The organism is Aquabacterium sp., from assembly GCF_014378415.1.
Lineage (GTDB): Bacteria > Pseudomonadota > Gammaproteobacteria > Burkholderiales > Burkholderiaceae_C > Aquabacterium.
The window spans coordinates 1-18,299 of sequence record NZ_JACMNS010000029.1; the positions used below are offsets into that span (position 1 = coordinate 1).

Consider the following 18,299-nt stretch of genomic DNA (forward strand, 5'->3'; position numbering starts at 1 on the left):
GAAGGAACTGGGCGTGATCAAGGGGCGTCAGGCGGTGGCGCTGATCAAGGCGCCCTCGGTGTTCCTGGCTTTGCCCGATTCGCCCATGCGCCTGTCGGTGCGCAACAGCCTTCAAGGCCAGGTGTCGGCCATCCACACCGGTTCGGTGAACACGGAAGTGCAGGTACGGCTGAAGGGTGGTCAGACCATGGTGGCCATGGTGAGCAGGGACAGTGCTGATAAGTTGAAGCTGGCGCAGGGCCTGGATGTGCTGGTGCTGTTCCAAGAGACCAGCGTCATCATCGGCGTGGTCTGAGTTAGGCGCTTCGCTTCACTCAAGCCCGCTACTGGAAGTAACCCAGCATGCGCTCCAGCGCCATGGTCAGCGGCATCTGCATCATGGGCAAGGTCAGCCATAGCCCGGTCAGGCCAACGCCCAGCGTCACCGGAAAGCCAATCGAGAAGATGTTCATCTGCGGCGCCACGCGCGAGACCAAGCCCATCACCAGGTTGACCAGCGACAGCATGGCCACCACCGGCAAGGACACCCACAGGCCGATCTTGAAGATCTCGGCCCCCCAGACCTGAGGCTGGATCACGCTCAAGAAGGCCAAGGGCTGCGGGGACACGGGGAAGGTGTCGAAGCTGTGCACCACCGCTGCGGTCAGCATGAGGTGCCCGTTCATGACCACGAACAGCCACGCGGCGCAAGTGCCATAAAAGCGGCTCACTGCCGTGGCCTGCCCACCGCTCATCGGGTCAAAAAAGCTGGCGAAGTTCAAGCCCATTTGCAGACCTACGATTTCACCGGCGAACTCGATGGCGGCAAACACCACGCGGGCGGCAAAGCCCATGGTCAGGCCGATCAGCACTTGCTGCGCTAACACCATCAAGGCTTCGGGCGAGTTCAGCGCCACCACGGGCATGGGGGGCAAGGTGGGCTGGGCGGCCACCACGATCAACAGGCCCAGGCCCATGCGAACACGCCGGGGGATGGCGCGCATCGACAAAATCGGTGCCGAGGTGAACAAGCCCATCACGCGAAAGAAAGGCCACAGCCACGGCGTGATCCACGCCATCACCTGCGCTTCGCTGAAGGTGATCACCGTTCAGCCCACCACGCTGGGGATCGATTGCAGGACTTGCTGGATGTAGTCCACCAAGGTGCTGAGCATCCACGGGCCGGCAATGCCCAGTGTGGCAAACGCGGCCAGCAGCTTGGGCACGAAGGACAAGGTCGCTTCGTGGATTTGCGTGGCCGCTTGGAAGATGCTGACGATCAGGCCCACGGCCAGCACCACCATCAGGATGGGCGCGCACACGGTGAGCAACACCAACAGGCCATCGCGGCCAATGGTCAGGACTTGTTGTGGATCCATGGCTTGCGTCCCTACTGTGCAAAGCTGGCGGCCAGTGAACCCAAGAGCAGGTTCCAGCCATCGGCCAACACGAACAACATGAGCTTGAAAGGCAAGGCCACCATCACCGGCGACAGCATCATCATCCCCAAGCTCATCAGCACACTGGCCACGATCATGTCGATCACCAGGAAGGGGATGAAGATCAGGAAGCCGATCTGGAAGGCGGACTTGAGTTCACTGGTGACGAAGGCCGGCACCAGCACACGCAGCGGCACGGACTCGGGCTTGACGTCGCCTTCGATCTTGGCCAGGCGCACGAACAAGCCCAGGTCGGACTGGCGCGTTTGCTTGAGCATGAACTGGCGCATGGGGCCTTGGCCACGGTCCAGCGCATCGCTGAAGCTGATCTGGTTGGCGGCAAAGGGCTCGTAGGCGTCTTTGTAGACCTTGTCCAGCGTGGGGCCCATGACGAAAAGCGTCAAGAACAACGACAAGCCGACGATAACTTGATTGGGCGGTGCGGCTTGCGCACCAATGGCCTGGCGCATCAGGCTCAGCACGATGACGATGCGCGTGAAGCCCGTCATCATCAGCAACAGCGCGGGCAAAAAGCTCAGTGCCGTGAAGAACAGCAAGGTCTGGATGGGCACCGAATAGTTGGTGCCACCGGCGCCCTGCCCGATCAGCAAGGGCAAACCACCGCCTGGCGTGGGCACGGTCTGGGCCACCGCGGCCACGGAGCACGCAGCCAGGCCCAAGGCCAAGGCCGTGGCCTTCAATCGCTTCGAAAAATGCATGGGGTGTCCTGGTCGGTCGCTCGTCAAACCTTGGGGCGCTCAGCGATGTCTGAAGCACGCTTGAGCAAGATTGGGAACGTCGACGCGGCTCCCTGGCGTTCTGCCTGTTCCTGGCTGTCCTGCGTGGGCTGCAACATGTGCAGTGCTGTGATGCTTTGCGCCGTGACGCCCAACACCAACCAGGTTTTTTGATCGCCAGCGCCCAATTCGATGGTGACGATGCGCTGGCTGGGGCCCAGTGACAACTGGCTCACGGTCTTGAGCACCGCATCGCCCGCGCCCATTCGGCCCTTGGCCAGGCCGGATTTCTTCAGCATGTACAAGCTCAAGGGGATCATGGCCACGATGAACACGAACCAGAAAATCAGCATTCCTGTTGATTGCATGTGTGTCTCCTTGTGTTGGTCTGGTCAATTGCCGCGACTCAGGCGGCGCATGCGTTCGGACGGGGTCACGATGTCGGTCAGTCGGATGCCAAACTTGTCGTTCACCACCACCACTTCACCTTGCGCAATGAGGAAGCCGTTGACCAGCACGTCCATGGGTTCGCCGGCCATCGCGTCCAGCTCCACCACCGAACCCTGCGCCAGTTGCAGGATGTTCTTGATGGGGATGCGCGTGCGTCCCAACTCCACCGTCAGCTGAACGGGGATGTCCAGGATCATGTTGATGTCATTGCCCGCCGGGTTGATCGACGAGGCCGCCGCGAAATTGGCAAAGGCGGCCGACGTGCCTTGGGGAGCGGGGCTGGTCACTTCGCTGGCCGATCCGAAGATGTCATCGGTGGACGCGGCCGGCGTGGTCTGCTGCGCCAGCGCGGCCTCCCACTCTGCCGCCATCGCATCCTGTTCCTCGCCAGGAGGGGCCTCTGAGGGAATCGATTCGGGTTCGGTATCAGACATTTTGTTCTCCAAGCCAGCCATGGCTGGCCGTGGTCAGTAGCTTGTCAATGCGCAAGGCGTATTTGCCGTTTGAAGTGCCGTAGTAGCACTGCAGGATGGGGACACCTTCCACCTTGGCTTCAATGAGTTTTTCAAGGTCCAGCTCGATGAAATCACCGGGCTTGAGGGCCAACAATTGCTCCACCGTGGCAGGGGCATGGGCCATCTCGGCCACCAGCTGCACCTCGGCCGACTGGATCTGCTGCGTCAGCAACTTCACCCAGCGGCGATCAGGTTCGGCCGAATCACCCTGGATCGACGAGAACAGGATGTCCCGGATCGGCTCCAGCGTGGCATAGGGAATGCAGATGTGGATGGTGCCGCTGGCATCGCCGATTTCCAGCGTGAATGAGCAGCACACCACGATCTCGGCCGGGGTAGCGATGGTGGCGAACTGAGGCTGCATCTCAGAGCGTTGATAATCCATCTCCAGCGGGTAGATGCCGCGCCAGGCCTTTTTGTACTCTTCGCAGATGACCTCGATCAGGCGCAGGATGATGCGCTGTTCGGTGGGCGAGAAATCACGCCCTTCGATGCGTGTGTGGTACTTGCCGGCGCCGCCAAACAGCGAGTCGATCACCGCAAAAACCAGCGTCGGGTCGCACACCACCAGGCCCGAGCCGCGCAGGGGGCGGATGGCCATGATGTTGAAGTTGGTGGGCACCACGATCTCGCGCAAAAAGGCGCTGTACTTTTGCACCTTGATGCCGCCCACCGACACTTCAGGCGACTTGCGGATCAGGTTGAACAGGCCGAGGCGGATGTTGCGGGCAAAGCGCTCGTTGACGATTTCCATCGTGGGCATGCGCCCGCGAACAATGCGTTCCTGATTCGCGATGTTGTAGTCGCGGATGCCCTCTTTGGGCTCGTCTTCCTGCTCCAGCTTCTGGCTCTCACCAGTGATGCCTTGCAGGAGGGCGTCAACTTCATCTTGCGAGAGGATTTGCTGATTCATGGCCTGGCTACTGCGGTTGGCTCACTGAACGATGAAGTTGGCATAGTTGACTTTGACGATCGGGTTGTACTGCTCGACCTTCTTTTTCTTCTTCTTTTTCTTCTTGGGGGCCGCTTCTTCATCGGTGACCACCCGATCTTCAGGCTCCTCGATCTCATAGCCCATGGCACGCGCGGCATCGCGGCGGATCTCCTCGGCCAGCTTTTCCTTGCCCGCCTGGGTCAGCAATTGTTCGGAAGTCTTGTGCGACAAGAGCATCAGCACCGCATTGCGGATGGCCGGCATGTAAGTCTTGATCTCTTCCGCCACCTTGGCGTCATCGACCTGCAAGGTCAGGCCAATCTGGGCAAAGCGTTCGGTTTCCTTGTCGGCCAGGTTGACGATGAACGGATCCAGCGGCACAAAGGCCGGGGGGGGGGCGTGCTCGTCCTTGGCGTGCTTGGGCTTGGGCGACTCTTTGGCGTGATCGCCATCGGCGGCGTCGGCATCTTCGCCCTCGGCGGCAGCAACAGCCGCAGCGGCGTTTTTCTTCATGACGAAGACTGCGGCGCCACCACCGATCACCACCAGCAGCAACACGGCCGCGATGATGATGATGATGAGCTTTTTAGGCCCCTTCTTGGGGGCATCGCCTTCGGCAGGCACCGCAGCGGAAGCAGCTGACATTCGCAAATCTCCTGAAATTCAAGCCCTTCGACCCTGAAAAAGTCGAAAAAGGCATGATGGGATTATTAGAAGTCAGGGCCAAACTGAAGAACCGATAAGCGATGTGAAATCCGCGCGATTCTGGACAGGGCAGGCCCAGTCCTATGCATACAGGTCAAGGCCACCTCGTCGCCCCGCCTGGTCGGCCGCGGCGACCATGCGCCCTTCGTGTGATTCACCACCCGACGACTCCAGGCCCGCAGGCCCACCACCCCAGGCCGAGGCGCCACCAGGCTGACCCGAGGCCTGGTTGAACTGTTGCTGGGGCGACTGATCGGACACGCCCGAGCCACCCAGGCTGAAACCGGCGTCGTCCAACGAGGCGGACAACATCGACAAGCTGGCCTCAATGGCACGCCTGGTTTCAAGGTTGGCCGCCGCAAAATCAACCTGCGCCGACTGGCCATCCAGTGAAATCTTCACGCTGATGGGGCCCATCTCGGCAGGATTGAGGTGCAGCTCAGCCGACATCGTGCCGTCTTCGCCCACGGCGTTCACCCACATGCCGACACGGTCGGCCAGGGCTTGCGGAAACTCGGGGCTGTTGACCGCAGGGGCCAAGGTGGCACTGGTGGGGGCCGTGGCGCTGGCTTCGGCGGTTTTGCCGGCCAGGCCGCGCATCATTTCGGTGGACAAGGAGCTGGCAAAGTCGGCGTCCTTGGCCGACGAGTCGGCTGCGCCATCCGGCACGGCCAGGCGGCCTTCGGCGGCTTGCAGAGTCGAGACATCAACGGCGCCTTTGTCGTTGGCGGTGTTCATGGCCGCCAGCGGGTCGTGGCCCGCAGCACCAACCGGCGAGGCGCCATCCTTGGCTTGCAATGGCGCGGCGTCAGCCTCCACACCGGCGTTTTGGCCGCCGCCGCCCAGCACCGCCGTTTTAGCCGCACCGTGCGTCAGGCTGGCCAGCCAGGCCAGCATCGACGAAGGATCGCTGGAGACGGCGCTTTCGGCCGATGGCTGGTCCTTGGCCGCGACTTCGCTTTGCGCGGCGGCCACTTTGCCTTCGTCCAAAGGCGCCCGGTCCTGGCCAGCATCGTTGCTGCGATCGGCCTTGTCAGCACCTTCTTTGGCCTTGCCCCTGGCCGCCTCGGTATTGGCAGACCTGTTCGCATCGCTGGCGGCCGTCTTGGGCTTGTCTGCTTTGGGCGCGTGCGCCGTCTCTGAATGGCTCACCGGGGCCTGGCGCTTGGCCTGCGCGGCATTGGCCTGAGCGCGTGCCAGGGCATGGCGCGCCTCCACCGAGGTGGACGACGTGCCCTGCCCTGCGCTGGCTTTGGCGGGCGCAGCGGCATTGGCCGACAACTGGGCCGCCGTGGCCGAAGGCTGAGTCGTGGCCGCCGCAGCGCGGGCCATCCAGCGCGAAAAATCGGACTGCATGGCGGCCTGATCGGTGCCACTCGCCGGGTTGGACGATGAGGACAACTTCGCCGCCCAATCGGTCGCCGTGCTGTTGGTGGTGCCTGATTTGCCAGAGTTGGTGGCGTTGAGGGGACCGTTCATGTCACAACCTTTCAAGATCATTCAATTCAATAAGACGTCGGCATGAAGCTGGTGGCCGAGCCCATGCACGAAGACAGTGGCGATCCACCTCGGCCCGCGCGCGCGGCCTGCTCATCGGTGGCTTTCTGATCGCGGCGCTGTTCGCGCTGCGCCGATTCAAGCTGGCGCCGGTCGATCAGTTGGCCAACGGCGGCCACCTTGCGTTCGCGCTCGATCAGTTGCAGGCGGCATTGCTCCATGAACAGCGCCGCTTGGTCAACCCGCTTGTCCTGCTCGGACACCGCATCGCCCAGGCGCGCGGTGAAGTCCTGGTAGCAGCGCATGATTTCCACCCCGCCCGATTTGGCGAACTGGGAACTCCAACGCTGCTGGTATTCCTTGCGCCAATCCGCCAGGGACTGGGCCTGCCGGCGCGCAGCCTCGTGGGTTCGGCGCGCGTTTTCCATTTGCGAGATGGCATCGTCCCGGGCCCTCGCGGCCGAATCAAGCAGCATCAACAGGGGTTGGATCGTGCTCATGTCAATCGCTCACGATCTGACGAAGCAGCTCGACGCTGTCGTCCAGGCGCTCGGGCAAATGCATGTCTTGTTGGAGCATGGCCACCATGGCCGGGTGCAAATTCACGGCCAGGTCCAGGTCGCGGTCGTGTCCGGGCACATAGGCGCCCAGTTGGATCAAATCCTTGGCCTTGCTGTATTTGGACCAAAGTTGCCTGAAACGGCGGGCAGAATCGATGTGTTCGCTGCTGGCCACGTTGTTCATCACGCGTGAGGCTGATTTTTCGATGTCAATGGCCGGGAAGTGCCCCGCCTCGGCCAGGTCGCGCGAGAGCACGATGTGGCCGTCCAAAATGGCGCGGGCTGCGTCAGCAATGGGATCTTGCTGGTCATCGCCCTCGGACAGCACGGTGTAGAACGCGGTGATCGAGCCATGGCCGTTCAGGCCATTGCCGCTGCGCTCCACCAGTTGGGGCAGCTTGGCAAAGCACGAAGGCGGATAGCCCTTCGTGGCAGGCGGCTCGCCAATGGCCAGGGCGATTTCGCGCTGGGCCATGGCGTAGCGGGTGAGCGAATCCATCAACAACAACACGTGCAGACCCTGGTCGCGAAAGTGTTCAGCCACGGCGGTAGCGTAGTTCGCGCCCTGCATGCGCGTCAATGGGGGTGCATCCGCAGGTGCGGCCACCACCACCGAGCGGGCCAGGCCGTCTTCGCCCAGGATGTCCTCAATGAACTCCTTGACTTCACGGCCCCGTTCGCCGATCAGGCCCACCAGGATGACGTCGGCCTGCGTGTAGCGCGCCATCATGCCCAGCAGCACCGATTTACCGACGCCGGAGCCGGCGAACAAGCCGATGCGCTGACCGCGCCCCACCGTCAGCATGGTGTTGATGGCACGCACGCCGGTGTCCAGCGGCAAGCGCACCGGGTCGCGCTCCATGGCGTTCATGGGGCGACGCACCAGGGGCTCGCTGCGCACATGGTTCAAGGGGCCGTGGCGGTCCAGGGGTTCACCATGGGCATTGACCACGCGGCCCAGTAGGCCGCTGCCGATGGGCAGGTGACGAGTGCGGTCTTCGCTGCGGCGCCAGGGGTGGTTCGGGCGGCCCAGCAAAGGCGGGTTGATCGGGATGGCGCGCGGCACCACGCGGGCGCCGCTGGACAAACCGTGCGCTTCAGCCGTCGGCATCAGGTAGGCGCGGTCGCCCGCAAAGCCCACCACCTCGGCCAGCACGGGCTGGGTTTCAAGGCGGGTTTCAGAATGGATTTCACAGACAGCGCCCACCGGCAACCGCAGGCCAGCGGCTTCCAGCACCAGGCCGGCCACGCGGACCAGCTTGCCCTGGTTTTCCAGCGGCACGGGTGTGCTGGCGCAGGCGTCCAGGTCGCCCAGAAAACGGTTCCAGCGGTCCATGGCCACGCCTTGGCCGGCGGCGCGAATGGGCATGTTCATGCGGTATCTCCGGTACTAGGCAGTTCATCGGTCATGTCGGTGCTGTCGCCCGTGTCCACTGGCGTGTAGGGCGACTCGTGCCCGCCATGCCATTCGGTTTGGCTCCCCATCGCGGCGGCGGCGCGGAACCAGCGCGCTTCCACGCTGGCATCCACGACAGCGATGTCGGACTCGACCACGCAGCCACCGCGTGTCACGGCGGCGTCGGGCATCAGGCGCGCACCACGGGCCTGCAGCACATCGGTCAGCGAACCTTGCGCCAACGCGTGGTCGTCGGGGTTCAGCCGCACCACGATCTGCTTGGCGGACGACAGCAGCACGCTCAAGGCTTCTTCGGCCACCGTCAGCACGGCTTCAGGGCGTTGGTCCAGTTCGCTGCGCACCACCTGGCGGGCCAACTCCAGCGCCACGCCGGCAATCCGGCCAGCCAGTTGCTGTTCCAGCGATTCAAGGCGGTGGTGAAAGTCAGACGCCAGCGCACCGATCTGGTCGTTCATGTAGGCGGCCAGTTGCGCCGCCTGGGTCTGCTTGTAGCTCTCCAGCGCGATCAGGCCATTGCGGTAGCCATCCTGGTAGCCGGACTTGTGGGCCTTGTCGACCAACTCTTCCACATTGGCCAGGCGCGCTGGTGGCGCGGGCGGCTCGGGCGCGGGCGGGGCTTCCTCGCCCGGCATGCCACCCACAAGTGGTTGGCGTTTGAGGCTGGTGACATTCGCGTTGGGCGCAGCTGCCTTGGGCACTGGCCGGGCGGTGCCCGCTGCCGGTTTGGCGTTGGCGGCCCCGGCCGTCGCCTTGACGGTCAGAGGCACGCTGGCAGCGGCACGCTCCGAAAAAGACTGCTTGCGAACACCCGATTCGCCGCCAGGATCGCCCTTGTCGGCTGCAGGCTTTTCAAAAGGTTGTGGGTTCCAGGCCGCAAACGACCCCAACTCTTCACGCGGGATGAAGCGCGTGTAGGAGTTCGGCACATTGCTGCCATTGCCCCCACTGCCGTTGGCACCGTTGTTGTTGCCGCCACTTGGCGGCACCGGCTTAGACGTACTCATCGTCGCCTCCGCTGGCCATGTTTATCTGGCCTTCGTCGGCCAGGCGGCGAACGATCTTGAGCATTTCCTTCTGCTCACGTTCAACCTCGGACAGCTTGACCGGGCCACGTGAATCCAGGTCTTCGCGCAGCGTCTCGGAGGCACGGCTGGACATGTTCTTGAATATCTTCTCGCGAATCTCTGGCGTGGCACCCTTGAGCGCAATGATGAGCGACTCGGTCTGCACTTCCTTGAGCAGCGTCTGAAAGCCCTTGTCGTCCAGCTTGCCCAGGTCGTCGAAGGTGAACATGTTGTCCATGATCTTCTGGGCCAGGTCCGCGTCGCTTTCGCGGATGTAGTCCAGCACCGAGGTCTCCAGGCTGGAGCCCATCAGGTTGATGATTTCCGCAGCCGGCTTAACACCACCCAGCGAAGATTTTCGGATCTGAGAACCACCTGCCAGCACGCGCGACAGCACGTCGTTCAGGTCTTTCAGGGCCGATGGCTGGATGCCATCCAGCGTGGCAATGCGCACCATCACTTCGTTGCGGTGGCGGTCCGAGAACGACTTCAGCACCGATGAACCCTGATCAGGGTCCAAGTGAACCAAGATGGCCGCCACGATCTGCGGATGCTCGTTGCGTAGCAGTTCGGCCACCGAAGCAGCGTCCATCCACTTCAGACTTTCGATGCCCGTGACATCGCTGCCCTGGATGATCCGGTCGAGCAGCAGGTTGGCTTTTTCTTCGCCCAGGGCCTTGCGTAACACCGCCTTGATGTACTCGTCGGTGTCGGGCACCAGCACGCCCAAATCGTTTGAATCGCCGGCAAAACGCGTCAACACCTTTTCGACGCGGTCGCGCGGCACCGACTTGAGTTTGGCGATCGTTTCACCCAGGCCCTGCACTTCCTTGGGCTCCAGGTGTTTAAAGACCTCGGCCGCCCCTTCCTCGCCCAGTGACATGAGCAAGATGGCGGCGTCTTCGAGTCCTTTGTCATCCATGTTTATTCGTCCTTGACTCACCAGCCATCCAATCGCGCATCACGCCAGCCATGGCCGCGGGGTTTTCCCGCGCCAACTGACGTGCCGCTTCCAGGCGTGCATCACCCGTGGGTGCGCCCAGGGCCGGCAACAGCTGGCCGTTCGGGCCCATCACCATGCCGGGCGGGATCGTTTGCAAGCCAGGCAGCTCTTGCACGTCATCGACCACCGCGTTCAATTTGGATTTTTTGTTTTCTTCAACCGACAGCGGCTGGGCCGCCTTGATGGCCGGGCGGATTGCGCCAAACACCACGATCAGCGCCGCCAAGGTCAAGGCGCCGGGCACGGCCAGCGTGCGCAACAGGTCCACCGTCTCAGGACTCTTCCAGAACGGCGTGTTGTCGGGCTCGTTTTTCACCACCTGGAAAGGCGTGTTGATCAGCTTGACCGAATCGCCACGCTGTTCGTTGAAGCCAATCGTCTCGCGCACCAGCGACGTCAACTTGTCCAACTCTTCAGGGCTGATCGGCTGCACCGTGGTCTTGCCCTTGGCATCGGTCACCGAGCGGCTGTTCAGCACCACAGCGGCGTTCAGGCGCTTGATCGAACCGGTGGCATTGCGCGTCACACGCACGGTCTTGTCGACCTCGTAGTTGGTGACGGCCTCGCGACGGCTGGTGCCCGCGGTGCCACCTGCGCCCTGGCCTGCTTGCAAAGCTTGTGCGGTGCCATTCACCGGTGCCGTGGCGGGTGTAGGAGGCTGGTTACTGGCCGCGCCCGGCACACCGGAAGGTGTGGCCGCGCCACTGCCCGATTGCTCGTTGCTTTGCTGGCTGCGCACAGAAGCGGGTGCCTGGCCTTGATTGGGTTTGTACTCTTCAGCGGTCGATTCAACCTGCGAGAAGTCCACATCGGCCGTGACCTGCGCGCGCAGGTTGTTCTGCCCCAGCACCGGCTCCAGGATGTCCTTGATGCGTTGCGTGTAGTTGGCCTCGATCTGATGCACATACTGCAATTGCTGGGTATCCAGGCCCGCCTGGTCAACACCATCGTTCGGGCCCGACAGCAAGCCACCGGACTGGTCCAGCACGCTCACGGCCTTGATGGCCATTTCCGGCACGCTGGACGACACCAGGTGAACGATGCCCGCCACCTGGCCACGGTCCAGGGTGCGGCCGGCGTACAAGGTCAGCACCACAGAAGCCGACGGCTTTTGCTGCTCGCGGAAGAAGCCGTTCTGATTGGGCAAGGCCAGATGCACACGGGCGCTTTGCACGCCATTCAAGGTCTGGATCGAGCGGGTCAGCTCGCCTTCCAGGCCGCGCTGAAAATTCAAACGCTCCTGAAACTGGGTCACGCCGAATTTCTGGGTTTCCATCAATTCAAAACCCACCACCGAGCCCTTGGGCAAACCGGCCGAGGCCAGCTTCAAGCGCACGTCGTGCACCTTGTCGGCCGGCACCAGGATGGCACCGCCGCCATCGGCGTACTTGTAGGGGATGTTCATCTGCTGCAGCGCGGCCACGATCGCGCCACCGTCCTTGTCAGACAAGTTGGCGTACAGCACCCGGAAATCGCCCTGCTTGCCCCACATCACCATGGCAATGAAAATGGCGACGATGGCCGCCAGCCCGCCCCCCAACATCAACTTGCGCTGCATGGGCAAAGCCCCCACGCGCTGAACGAAGTTGAGCGGCGGGGTGGGTTCGATCACCTGTTTGGGCGATGCGATGACAGCTTGAGGTTGTGCGACGGTGACTTCCATGTGTGGTCGAAGCGTTGGGTCGCGCATCGAAACCATACGATGCCGCAAACCCGCCAGAACCCGTCCATTATTCGAAGGAAGAGCGGGCAAAAGTGCCGGGAACAGCCGCAGATTTACAGGGCACTTCCCAAATTCCAATCAGGCATGACCGCCTAGTATTGGCATCGTGGTGAACTGCATCACGCCTTGTCTGAGATAACGGCACCATGGACCTGAAACTTAAGCCTTTTGATTTCGCACAGGCCGCTGCCAAAGCCGGCATGTCCGACATCGCCGAGCGCGTTCAGGCCAAAACCCGGCTGGACGCCCTGGGCGGCACCGGCAACGTTGAAAAATCCAGTTTTCAGGCGGCTTTTTCCAGCGCCCTGGGCTCGGTCAGCCAGGCTCAGAATCAGGCCTCGTCCATGCAGCGCGAAGTGCAGTTCGACAACCCCACCGTCAGCCTGGAACAAACCATGATCTCCATGCAGAAGGCCCAACTCGGCTTCCAATCGGCTGTTCAAGTGCGCAACAAGCTGGTTCAGGCTTACACGGATATCATGAACATGCAGGTCTGACCGACCCGCCTCTGTTCAACCCACCGCCCCTGGCCGGGCACCCTCCTCATGCGCCAAGATTCCCGACTGCCATTGAAGCAGCTGCTGCTGTGCGGCGCCTTGGTCGTCACCCTGTCCATGGGCATCCGCCACGGCTTTGGCCTGTGGCTGCAACCGATCGTCATGGAACGGGGCTGGAGCCGCGAGTCGTTCTCGCTGGCCATGGCCGTGCAAAACCTGGTGTGGGGCGCCGCCGGCCCGATCGTGGGTTGGTGGGCCGACCGCCGTGGCGCCTTCTGGGTACTGTGGGCAGGTGCCCTGCTGTACGGATGCGGCCTGCTGGGCATGTCCATGGCCAACACCCCCACCCTGTTCATGTTGAGTACCGGCGTGCTGGTGGGCCTGGGGCAGGCCTGCTCCACCTATGCCGTGGTCTATGGCGTGCTGGGCCGGCATGTCGACCCGGCGAAACGCTCGTGGGCCATGGGCATCACGGCAGCCGCCGGGTCTTTCGGGCAATTCCTGATGGTGCCGGTGTCCAGCCTGTTGATCAGCCACCTGGGCTGGCAACAGGCCCTGTGGGTGCTGGCCAGCATCGCGCTGCTGTTGATCCCCCTGGCCTGGGGCCTGCGCGATGACCCCCAAGCATTGCGCGACGAAGCCACCGCGCGCAACATCCAAAACCCGGAGCTGAAGCAAACCGCCGGACAAGCCCTGAGCGAAGCCCTCACCCACCCCAGCTACCTGTTGCTGACGGGCGGCTATTTTGTGTGCGGCTTCCAGCTGGCCTTCATCGGCGTGCACCTGCCCAGCTACCTCAAAGACCACCAGCTTGACCCCACCGTGGCCACCACCGCCCTGGCCCTGATTGGCCTGTTCAACGTGGTCGGCACCTACGTGGCGGGCGCCCTGGGCCAAAAATGGCGCAAGACCTGGATCCTGTCCGCCATTTACACCCTGCGCTCAGTCGTGATGATCGCTTTCATCCTGACCCCGCTCAGCCCACTCAGCGTGGGCCTGTTCGCCGCCGCCATGGGCACCTTGTGGCTGTCCACCGTGCCGCCCACCAATGCCGTCGTCGCGCAAATGTTGGGCGTGCAGCATTTGTCCATGCTGGGCGCGCTGGTGTTTTTCTCGCACCAGATCGGCTCTTTCATGGGCGTGTGGCTGGGTGGGCGCCTGTATGACGCCACCGGCAGCTACGATGTCGTCTGGTGGCTGGCCGTGGGCCTGGGCTTGCTGGCCGCGGCCCTGAACCTGCCCGTCAAAGAAAACGAAGCCCCGGCAGGCCGGTCCTTGGCCCGGGCCTGATCCCCAAGTCGAGATGACCATGCCCTTCATGTCACCAAGGCGACCCTGGCACTGGCTGGCCTGCCTGGGCGCAGTCGCTGTGCTGGCGCTGGTCTTCCTCATGTATTTCCGAAGCCACCTGGTCTTTGACCTGGCCTCGCGTCTGTGGAGTTGCTTTTGAGACAAGTCGTGATCATCACTGGGGCCTCTGATGGCATTGGCGCCGAACTGGCTCGGCAAATGGCGAGGCAAGACGGCGCCGACCTGGCCTTGGTGCTGGCGGCCCGCAGTGCCGACAAACTGGAACAAGTGGCCGAGCAATGCCGCCAAGCTGGTGCCCAGGTGCTGGTGCGCCCCACCGATGTCGGCCAGGAAGACGCCTGCCGAGGCCTGATCGCCGACACCATGGCCCGTTTTGGCCGCATCGACACCCTGGTCAACAACGCCGGCATTTCGGCGCACGCCCTGCTGGAAGACGTGACCGACATGGCTTGGTACGAACAACTCATGCGCATCAACCTGTGGGGCAGTGCCTGGTGTACTCACGCCGCCCTGCCTCACCTGAAGGCCAGCCAGGGCCGCATCGTCGTCGTCTCCAGCCTGGCGGGCCTGGTGGGCGTGCCCGGGCGCACCGCCTACAGCGCCACCAAGTTCGCCATGACCGGCTTCTTCGAGGCCCTGCGCGTTGAATTGCTGCCGCATGGCGTCTCGGTCACCCTCACCTACCCGGGCGTGGTGGCCACCGAAATCCGCTACCGGGGCTTCAATGCCCAAGGCCAAGCCGCCGGCAAAAGTGGCCTGGACGAACGCGGCGCCATGTCCATCGACGAATGCGCCCGCCTCATCCGCGTGGGCGCTGAAAAACGCCAGCGCGAAGTCGTCATGTCAGCCAAAGGCAAGCTGGCGCGTTGGATGAAGCTGATCGCGCCAGGCCTGGTCGACAAACTGGCCCTGGCCGCGCTCAGCCAGGACGCCCACCCGCATTGATGGTGTTGTTCAGGCGCTCCGCCACGTGGCCCCGGGCATACCCCGCCCGCCCCCTTTACACAGGACCCCGTCGCGCTGGGTAAAATCCCGCGATTGAAGGAAACAGCATGAAATCCATTTTTGGCAGTATCGTCGCCCTCATCACCCCCTTGCACGACGACGGCAGCGTTGACTACGACAGTCTGCGCAAGCTGATCGATTGGCACATCGCCGAGGGCACCAATTGCATCGGCGTGGTCGGCACCACGGGCGAATCGCCCACCGTGTCGTTCGAAGAGCACCGCGAAATCATCCGCGTGGCCGTGGAACAAGCCGCTGGCCGCGTGCCGATCATGGCGGGCGCTGGCGCCAACTCCACCCGTGAAGCCATCGAGTTGAGCGAGTACGCCAAAAAGGTCGGCGCCGACTGCACCCTGCAGGTCGTGCCCTACTACAACAAGCCCACGCAAGAAGGCATCTACCAGCACTTCAAGGCCATCGTTGAAGCGGTGGACATCCCCGTGGTGCTGTACAACGTGCCGGGCCGCACCGTGGCCGACATGCAGCATGAAACCGTGCTGCGCCTGGCCAATCTGCCGGGCATCATCGGCTTGAAGGAAGCCACCGGTAACCTGGAGCGCGCCGCCTGGCTGATCAAACAAGCCCCCAAGGGCTTCAGCATTTACTCGGGCGACGACCCCACCGCCGTGGCCCTGATGCTGCTGGGCGGACACGGCAACATCAGCGTGACGGCCAACGTGGCCCCGCGCGGCATGGCCGAACTGTGCAAGGCCGCCATGGCCGGCGATGCCAAGCGCGCGGTCGAGTTGCACATGGGCTTGCTGCCGCTGCACAAGCACCTGTTCGTTGAACCCAACCCCATCCCCGTCAAGTGGGCCCTGGCCCGCATGGGCAAGGCCGGTGGCGCGCTGCGCTTGCCATTGACCACGCTGACCCAGCCCAGCCAGACCATCGTTGAATCCGCGCTGCGCGAATGCGGCCTGCTGTGATCCCTGTAGGATCACGCCCTGTGCGCAATCCATGCGCCGATTGACTTGACCCCGGATGCCCTTGCCCATGTTGAAGACCCAAAGCCCTCTCCGCGTGACCGCTCTCAGCCTGGCGCTGATCGGTGCACTGAGCACCACCGGGTGCTCATCCGTCAGCAACGTGCTGGCTGGCGACAAAGTGGACTACCGCAGCAGCGGTGTCAAAACCGTGAATCTGGATGTGCCGCCCGACCTGACCCAGTTGTCTGGCCAGTCCCGGTATGGTCAGCAGGCGCAGCCGTCCACCGTCTCGGCCAGCAGCATGGCCATCCCTGACCGGAGTGGCGGCGTTGATGCCAGCGCCACCGTCGCTGCGCCCCAAACGGGCCTGGTCAAGCTGGAGCGCAGCGGCCAGAACCGTTGGCTGAGCGTGGCCCTGCCCCCGGAAAAAGTCTGGGAACAGGTCAAGTCTTTCTGGCTGGAATCGGGCTTTGAGTTGCCGATGGAGCAAGCCAACGCGGGCCTCATGGAAACCAACTGGTCAGAAAACCGCGCCAAGTTGCCCCAAAGCGGTGTGCGCAAGCTGCTGGGCGGCATCCTGGACAGCCTGTACGACACCGGCGAGCGCGATCAATTCCGCACCCGCATCGAACGCACCGCACAAGGCAGCGAGATCTACATCACCCACCGCGGCACCCAGGAAGTCTACGAAGACGCTCGCAAGGACCAGACCAAATGGGTTCCCCGTCCGGCCGACACCAGCCTGGAGGCAGAAATGCTGTCGCGCCTGATGCTCAAGCTGGGCGCGCCCAAGGACACGGCTGCTGCCGCGAAAGCCAGTGTGGCTGCTGGCACAGCGGCTCCTGCAGCACCAGCGCGAGTCAGGCTGGAAGCCGATGGCGTTTCGCTGGCCGCCGATGACGATTTCGCCACCGTGTGGCGCCGTGTAGGCCTGGCCCTTGACCGTGGCGGCTTCACGATTGAAGACCGCGACCGCAGCCAGGGCACCTACGAGATCCGGCTGGCACCGAGCAACGATCCCGCCGCGAGCAAGCCAGGCTTCTTCTCTCGCCTGTTTGGGTCGTCAGACGTCAATGCTGATGGCTTGAAGCGCTACCGTGTGCAGGTCTCCGCCAAGGGCATCAACAGCGCGATCAAGGTGCTGAACACCAAGGGCCAAGCCGAGACTTCGGACGCCGGTCGCCGCATCACCAAGCAATTGCTGGACGAGCTCAGCTGATCAACAGCGGACCCAACCCAACACCAAAAAGCCCTGTGCTGGTATAGAACCCAGCCAGGGCTTTTTTTCATGCTGGCCTAGCGCTGTCATGCATACAGGCGTAAAAAAGCCGCTCCGAAGAGCGGCTTTTTAAATCTGCGAGGACAGATTACTTCGAGGCAGCGTCAGCAGCGGCCGAAGCAGCTTCGACAACGGCCGAAGCTGCTTCCGAAGCGGAAGCAGCAACAGAAGCTGCTGCATCCGAAGCGACTTCAGCAACAGCCGAAGCGGCGGAAGCGGCTTCCGAAGCTGCCGAAGCGGCTTCAGCGACAGCGGATTGTTCAGCTTTCTTACCGCAAGCGGCCAGAGCCATGGCAGCGATCAACGAAGCCAGCAGGAGCGACTTTTTCATGCTTGTGTCCTCAAAAGGAATAGTCAAAAAACGGGGTTCATGGAACTATGTGCAAAACTCACAGCTCCAAAAAATATGCAGCGGTGACATTGGATGTGCGGCAATCGTTAAATTGCCACTCATTCAGACAGCAATTATACGGTGCTTCGGGCAATTCCCTATAGGCCCAAAGTTGTCGGAGGTAAGGCCTCACTACAACGTTGCAAAATAACATCAGCCTCTTGACGCCATTCGCTGAGATCAACGGGCCTGCGAGACCACAGACCCCGCCCTGAAATCGGATCCAGCAAGCGCAAGCCCAGCTGTTTTTCAAGCACCAGGGTGGGCATCAAGGACGGCCCCTGGTCCGGATCCGCCAGATAACATTTCACGCGGTGTGCCCAGGTGCCTCGCCAAGCCACCCAGCGCGGATGCCGGCGGGGCAGTTCATCCAGCGTGGCCGCCACCAGCACGCAGTGGGTCACGCGGCTGTTCAGCCCCCATTGCTGAAAGGCCTCCATCACGCTGCGCTCACCCAGTGGCCATCGGCTGAAGTCGCCATCGCAAAAATACAAAGGCACCGGGTGGGCCGCCGCCATGGCCATCGCGGCACGCACACGATCAATGAAGTCGGGCCAGCCATCAATGCGGCCCAAGGCTGGCTCGCTGGGGTCGCCAGCGGGCATCGTCATTTCAATGGGGTCCATCGCAATCAGCCTCCATCAGCCATCAAATAATCTACAGGTCAGGGTGCAACCAGCCATCCTCCGACCACTGGTCCAGCAACTCCCGGGCATCGGCACCGGCCTTGGCCACGGCAGAAGCGCTGAGTTGACGGCGATCGGCCAGGGCACGCATCAAGCGTGCATCGGCCCCTGCCGCCAACCACGATTCGCCGTTGGCAAAAATGCGCTTGTCGTCGTAGACCATGCGAGTTTTGGCGTC

At 62.8% G+C, this 18,299-nt stretch carries 23 protein-coding genes; 7 read left to right on the top strand and 16 right to left on the bottom strand.

The genetic code is table 11. The features are described from left to right. The coding region (locus H7225_RS03275; protein WP_290659359.1) for a TOBE domain-containing protein at positions 1–295 on the top strand (295 nt) is incomplete at its 5' end. Between the two features lie 28 nt (positions 296–323). Here the strand turns inward: H7225_RS03275 and fliR are convergent. The 13 genes from fliR to fliF form a co-directional block, all read right to left on the bottom strand. Continuing rightward, complete coding sequence (gene fliR / locus H7225_RS03280; protein WP_290659360.1) at positions 324–1,085, bottom strand: flagellar biosynthetic protein FliR; 762 nt, start codon at positions 1,083–1,085, stop codon at positions 324–326. 3 nt (positions 1,086–1,088) lie between these two features. Then, positions 1,089–1,358, bottom strand: coding sequence for a flagellar biosynthesis protein FliQ (fliQ, locus tag H7225_RS03285; protein WP_290659361.1), 270 nt, complete (start codon positions 1,356–1,358; stop codon positions 1,089–1,091). An 11-nt stretch (positions 1,359–1,369) separates the two neighbouring features. Then, positions 1,370–2,137, bottom strand: a complete 768-nt coding sequence (gene fliP, locus H7225_RS03290; RefSeq protein ID WP_290659362.1) for a flagellar type III secretion system pore protein FliP — start codon at positions 2,135–2,137, stop codon at positions 1,370–1,372. A gap of 23 nt (positions 2,138–2,160) precedes the next feature. Then, positions 2,161–2,523, bottom strand: coding sequence for a flagellar biosynthetic protein FliO (locus H7225_RS03295; protein ID WP_290659363.1), 363 nt, complete (start codon positions 2,521–2,523; stop codon positions 2,161–2,163). Positions 2,524–2,547: 24 nt separating this feature from the next. Beyond that, on the bottom strand, positions 2,548–3,039 hold the full coding sequence (gene fliN / locus H7225_RS03300) for a flagellar motor switch protein FliN (protein WP_290659364.1): 492 nt from the start codon (positions 3,037–3,039) through the stop codon (positions 2,548–2,550). Next, a complete protein-coding gene (fliM, locus tag H7225_RS03305) occupies positions 3,032–4,033 on the bottom strand; it encodes a flagellar motor switch protein FliM (protein ID WP_290659365.1) in 1,002 nt (333 codons plus the stop codon). Before fliM ends, fliN begins: the two co-directional genes overlap by 8 nt. A gap of 21 nt (positions 4,034–4,054) precedes the next feature. Then, the gene (locus H7225_RS03310; RefSeq protein ID WP_290659366.1) at positions 4,055–4,699 is read right to left on the bottom strand and encodes a flagellar basal body-associated FliL family protein; all 645 of its coding nucleotides are present in this window, start codon (positions 4,697–4,699) and stop codon (positions 4,055–4,057) included. A gap of 141 nt (positions 4,700–4,840) precedes the next feature. Then, a complete protein-coding gene (locus tag H7225_RS03315) occupies positions 4,841–6,238 on the bottom strand; it encodes a flagellar hook-length control protein FliK (protein ID WP_290659367.1) in 1,398 nt (465 codons plus the stop codon). Between the two features lie 26 nt (positions 6,239–6,264). Next, positions 6,265–6,756: a flagellar export protein FliJ gene (gene fliJ, locus H7225_RS03320; protein ID WP_290659368.1), complete on the bottom strand. Its 492-nt coding sequence runs from the start codon at positions 6,754–6,756 to the stop codon at positions 6,265–6,267. 1 nt (position 6,757) lies between these two features. Next, a complete protein-coding gene (gene fliI / locus H7225_RS03325) occupies positions 6,758–8,191 on the bottom strand; it encodes a flagellar protein export ATPase FliI (protein ID WP_290659369.1) in 1,434 nt (477 codons plus the stop codon). Continuing rightward, the gene (locus tag H7225_RS03330; RefSeq protein WP_290659370.1) at positions 8,188–9,237 is read right to left on the bottom strand and encodes a flagellar assembly protein FliH; all 1,050 of its coding nucleotides are present in this window, start codon (positions 9,235–9,237) and stop codon (positions 8,188–8,190) included. The genes fliI and H7225_RS03330 overlap by 4 nt, the downstream gene beginning before the upstream one ends. Next, positions 9,224–10,219, bottom strand: a complete 996-nt coding sequence (gene fliG, locus H7225_RS03335; RefSeq protein ID WP_290659371.1) for a flagellar motor switch protein FliG — start codon at positions 10,217–10,219, stop codon at positions 9,224–9,226. Before fliG ends, H7225_RS03330 begins: the two co-directional genes overlap by 14 nt. After that, entirely contained in the window at positions 10,212–11,963 is a 1,752-nt protein-coding gene (gene fliF, locus H7225_RS03340; RefSeq protein ID WP_290659372.1) for a flagellar basal-body MS-ring/collar protein FliF, read from the bottom strand. Before fliF ends, fliG begins: the two co-directional genes overlap by 8 nt. A 206-nt stretch (positions 11,964–12,169) precedes the next feature. Between fliF and fliE the strand changes: the two genes are divergently transcribed. The 6 genes from fliE (at position 12,170) to bamC (ending at position 16,984) form a co-directional block, all read left to right on the top strand. Beyond that, positions 12,170–12,520 (top strand): flagellar hook-basal body complex protein FliE, encoded by a 351-nt coding sequence (gene fliE, locus H7225_RS03345; protein WP_290659373.1) that lies wholly within the window; start codon positions 12,170–12,172, stop codon positions 12,518–12,520. Between the two features lie 48 nt (positions 12,521–12,568). Further along, entirely contained in the window at positions 12,569–13,810 is a 1,242-nt protein-coding gene (locus H7225_RS03350; protein WP_290659374.1) for an MFS transporter, read from the top strand. A 19-nt stretch (positions 13,811–13,829) separates the two neighbouring features. Beyond that, on the top strand, positions 13,830–13,970 hold the full coding sequence (locus tag H7225_RS03355) for a hypothetical protein (RefSeq protein WP_290659375.1): 141 nt from the start codon (positions 13,830–13,832) through the stop codon (positions 13,968–13,970). Between the two features lie 8 nt (positions 13,971–13,978). Continuing rightward, positions 13,979–14,776: an SDR family oxidoreductase gene (locus H7225_RS03360; RefSeq protein ID WP_290659376.1), complete on the top strand. Its 798-nt coding sequence runs from the start codon at positions 13,979–13,981 to the stop codon at positions 14,774–14,776. A 107-nt stretch (positions 14,777–14,883) separates the two neighbouring features. Beyond that, the gene (gene dapA, locus H7225_RS03365) at positions 14,884–15,765 is read left to right on the top strand and encodes a 4-hydroxy-tetrahydrodipicolinate synthase (protein ID WP_290659377.1); all 882 of its coding nucleotides are present in this window, start codon (positions 14,884–14,886) and stop codon (positions 15,763–15,765) included. 94 nt (positions 15,766–15,859) lie between these two features. Continuing rightward, positions 15,860–16,984, top strand: a complete 1,125-nt coding sequence (gene bamC, locus H7225_RS03370; protein WP_290659378.1) for an outer membrane protein assembly factor BamC — start codon at positions 15,860–15,862, stop codon at positions 16,982–16,984. A 148-nt stretch (positions 16,985–17,132) separates the two neighbouring features. Here bamC and H7225_RS03375 read toward each other — a convergent pair whose 3' ends face one another. From H7225_RS03375 to H7225_RS03385, 3 genes are all read right to left on the bottom strand, one after another. After that, the gene (locus H7225_RS03375; RefSeq protein WP_290659379.1) at positions 17,133–17,375 is read right to left on the bottom strand and encodes a hypothetical protein; all 243 of its coding nucleotides are present in this window, start codon (positions 17,373–17,375) and stop codon (positions 17,133–17,135) included. 158 nt (positions 17,376–17,533) lie between these two features. Then, positions 17,534–18,061, bottom strand: coding sequence for a hypothetical protein (locus H7225_RS03380; RefSeq protein ID WP_290659380.1), 528 nt, complete (start codon positions 18,059–18,061; stop codon positions 17,534–17,536). Positions 18,062–18,092: 31 nt separating this feature from the next. Next, positions 18,093–18,299 (bottom strand): winged helix domain-containing protein (locus H7225_RS03385; protein ID WP_366481283.1); only part of this gene is annotated, 207 nt, incomplete at its 5' end.

What these genes read in the sequence shown, in the direction of transcription:
- H7225_RS03310 (WP_290659366.1), bottom strand. Translation starts at nt 4,699, where the DNA reads ATGTCAGCTGCTTCCGCTGCGGTGCCTGCCGAAGGCGATGCCCCCAAG.
- fliJ (WP_290659368.1), bottom strand. Translation starts at nt 6,756, where the DNA reads ATGAGCACGATCCAACCCCTGTTGATGCTGCTTGATTCGGCCGCGAGG.
- fliI (WP_290659369.1), bottom strand. Translation starts at nt 8,191, where the DNA reads ATGAACATGCCCATTCGCGCCGCCGGCCAAGGCGTGGCCATGGACCGC.
- fliG (WP_290659371.1), bottom strand. Translation starts at nt 10,219, where the DNA reads ATGGATGACAAAGGACTCGAAGACGCCGCCATCTTGCTCATGTCACTG.
- H7225_RS03375 (WP_290659379.1), bottom strand. Translation starts at nt 17,375, where the DNA reads ATGAAAAAGTCGCTCCTGCTGGCTTCGTTGATCGCTGCCATGGCTCTG.
- fliP (WP_290659362.1), bottom strand. Translation starts at nt 2,137, where the DNA reads ATGCATTTTTCGAAGCGATTGAAGGCCACGGCCTTGGCCTTGGGCCTG.
- fliF (WP_290659372.1), bottom strand. Translation starts at nt 11,963, where the DNA reads ATGGAAGTCACCGTCGCACAACCTCAAGCTGTCATCGCATCGCCCAAA.
- H7225_RS03295 (WP_290659363.1), bottom strand. Translation starts at nt 2,523, where the DNA reads ATGCAATCAACAGGAATGCTGATTTTCTGGTTCGTGTTCATCGTGGCC.
- H7225_RS03350 (WP_290659374.1), top strand. Translation starts at nt 12,569, where the DNA reads ATGCGCCAAGATTCCCGACTGCCATTGAAGCAGCTGCTGCTGTGCGGC.
- fliM (WP_290659365.1), bottom strand. Translation starts at nt 4,033, where the DNA reads ATGAATCAGCAAATCCTCTCGCAAGATGAAGTTGACGCCCTCCTGCAA.
- H7225_RS03315 (WP_290659367.1), bottom strand. Translation starts at nt 6,238, where the DNA reads ATGAACGGTCCCCTCAACGCCACCAACTCTGGCAAATCAGGCACCACC.
- fliQ (WP_290659361.1), bottom strand. Translation starts at nt 1,358, where the DNA reads ATGGATCCACAACAAGTCCTGACCATTGGCCGCGATGGCCTGTTGGTG.
- H7225_RS03355 (WP_290659375.1), top strand. Translation starts at nt 13,830, where the DNA reads ATGCCCTTCATGTCACCAAGGCGACCCTGGCACTGGCTGGCCTGCCTG.
- fliN (WP_290659364.1), bottom strand. Translation starts at nt 3,039, where the DNA reads ATGTCTGATACCGAACCCGAATCGATTCCCTCAGAGGCCCCTCCTGGC.
- H7225_RS03330 (WP_290659370.1), bottom strand. Translation starts at nt 9,237, where the DNA reads ATGAGTACGTCTAAGCCGGTGCCGCCAAGTGGCGGCAACAACAACGGT.
- dapA (WP_290659377.1), top strand. Translation starts at nt 14,884, where the DNA reads ATGAAATCCATTTTTGGCAGTATCGTCGCCCTCATCACCCCCTTGCAC.
- H7225_RS03380 (WP_290659380.1), bottom strand. Translation starts at nt 18,061, where the DNA reads ATGGACCCCATTGAAATGACGATGCCCGCTGGCGACCCCAGCGAGCCA.
- fliE (WP_290659373.1), top strand. Translation starts at nt 12,170, where the DNA reads ATGGACCTGAAACTTAAGCCTTTTGATTTCGCACAGGCCGCTGCCAAA.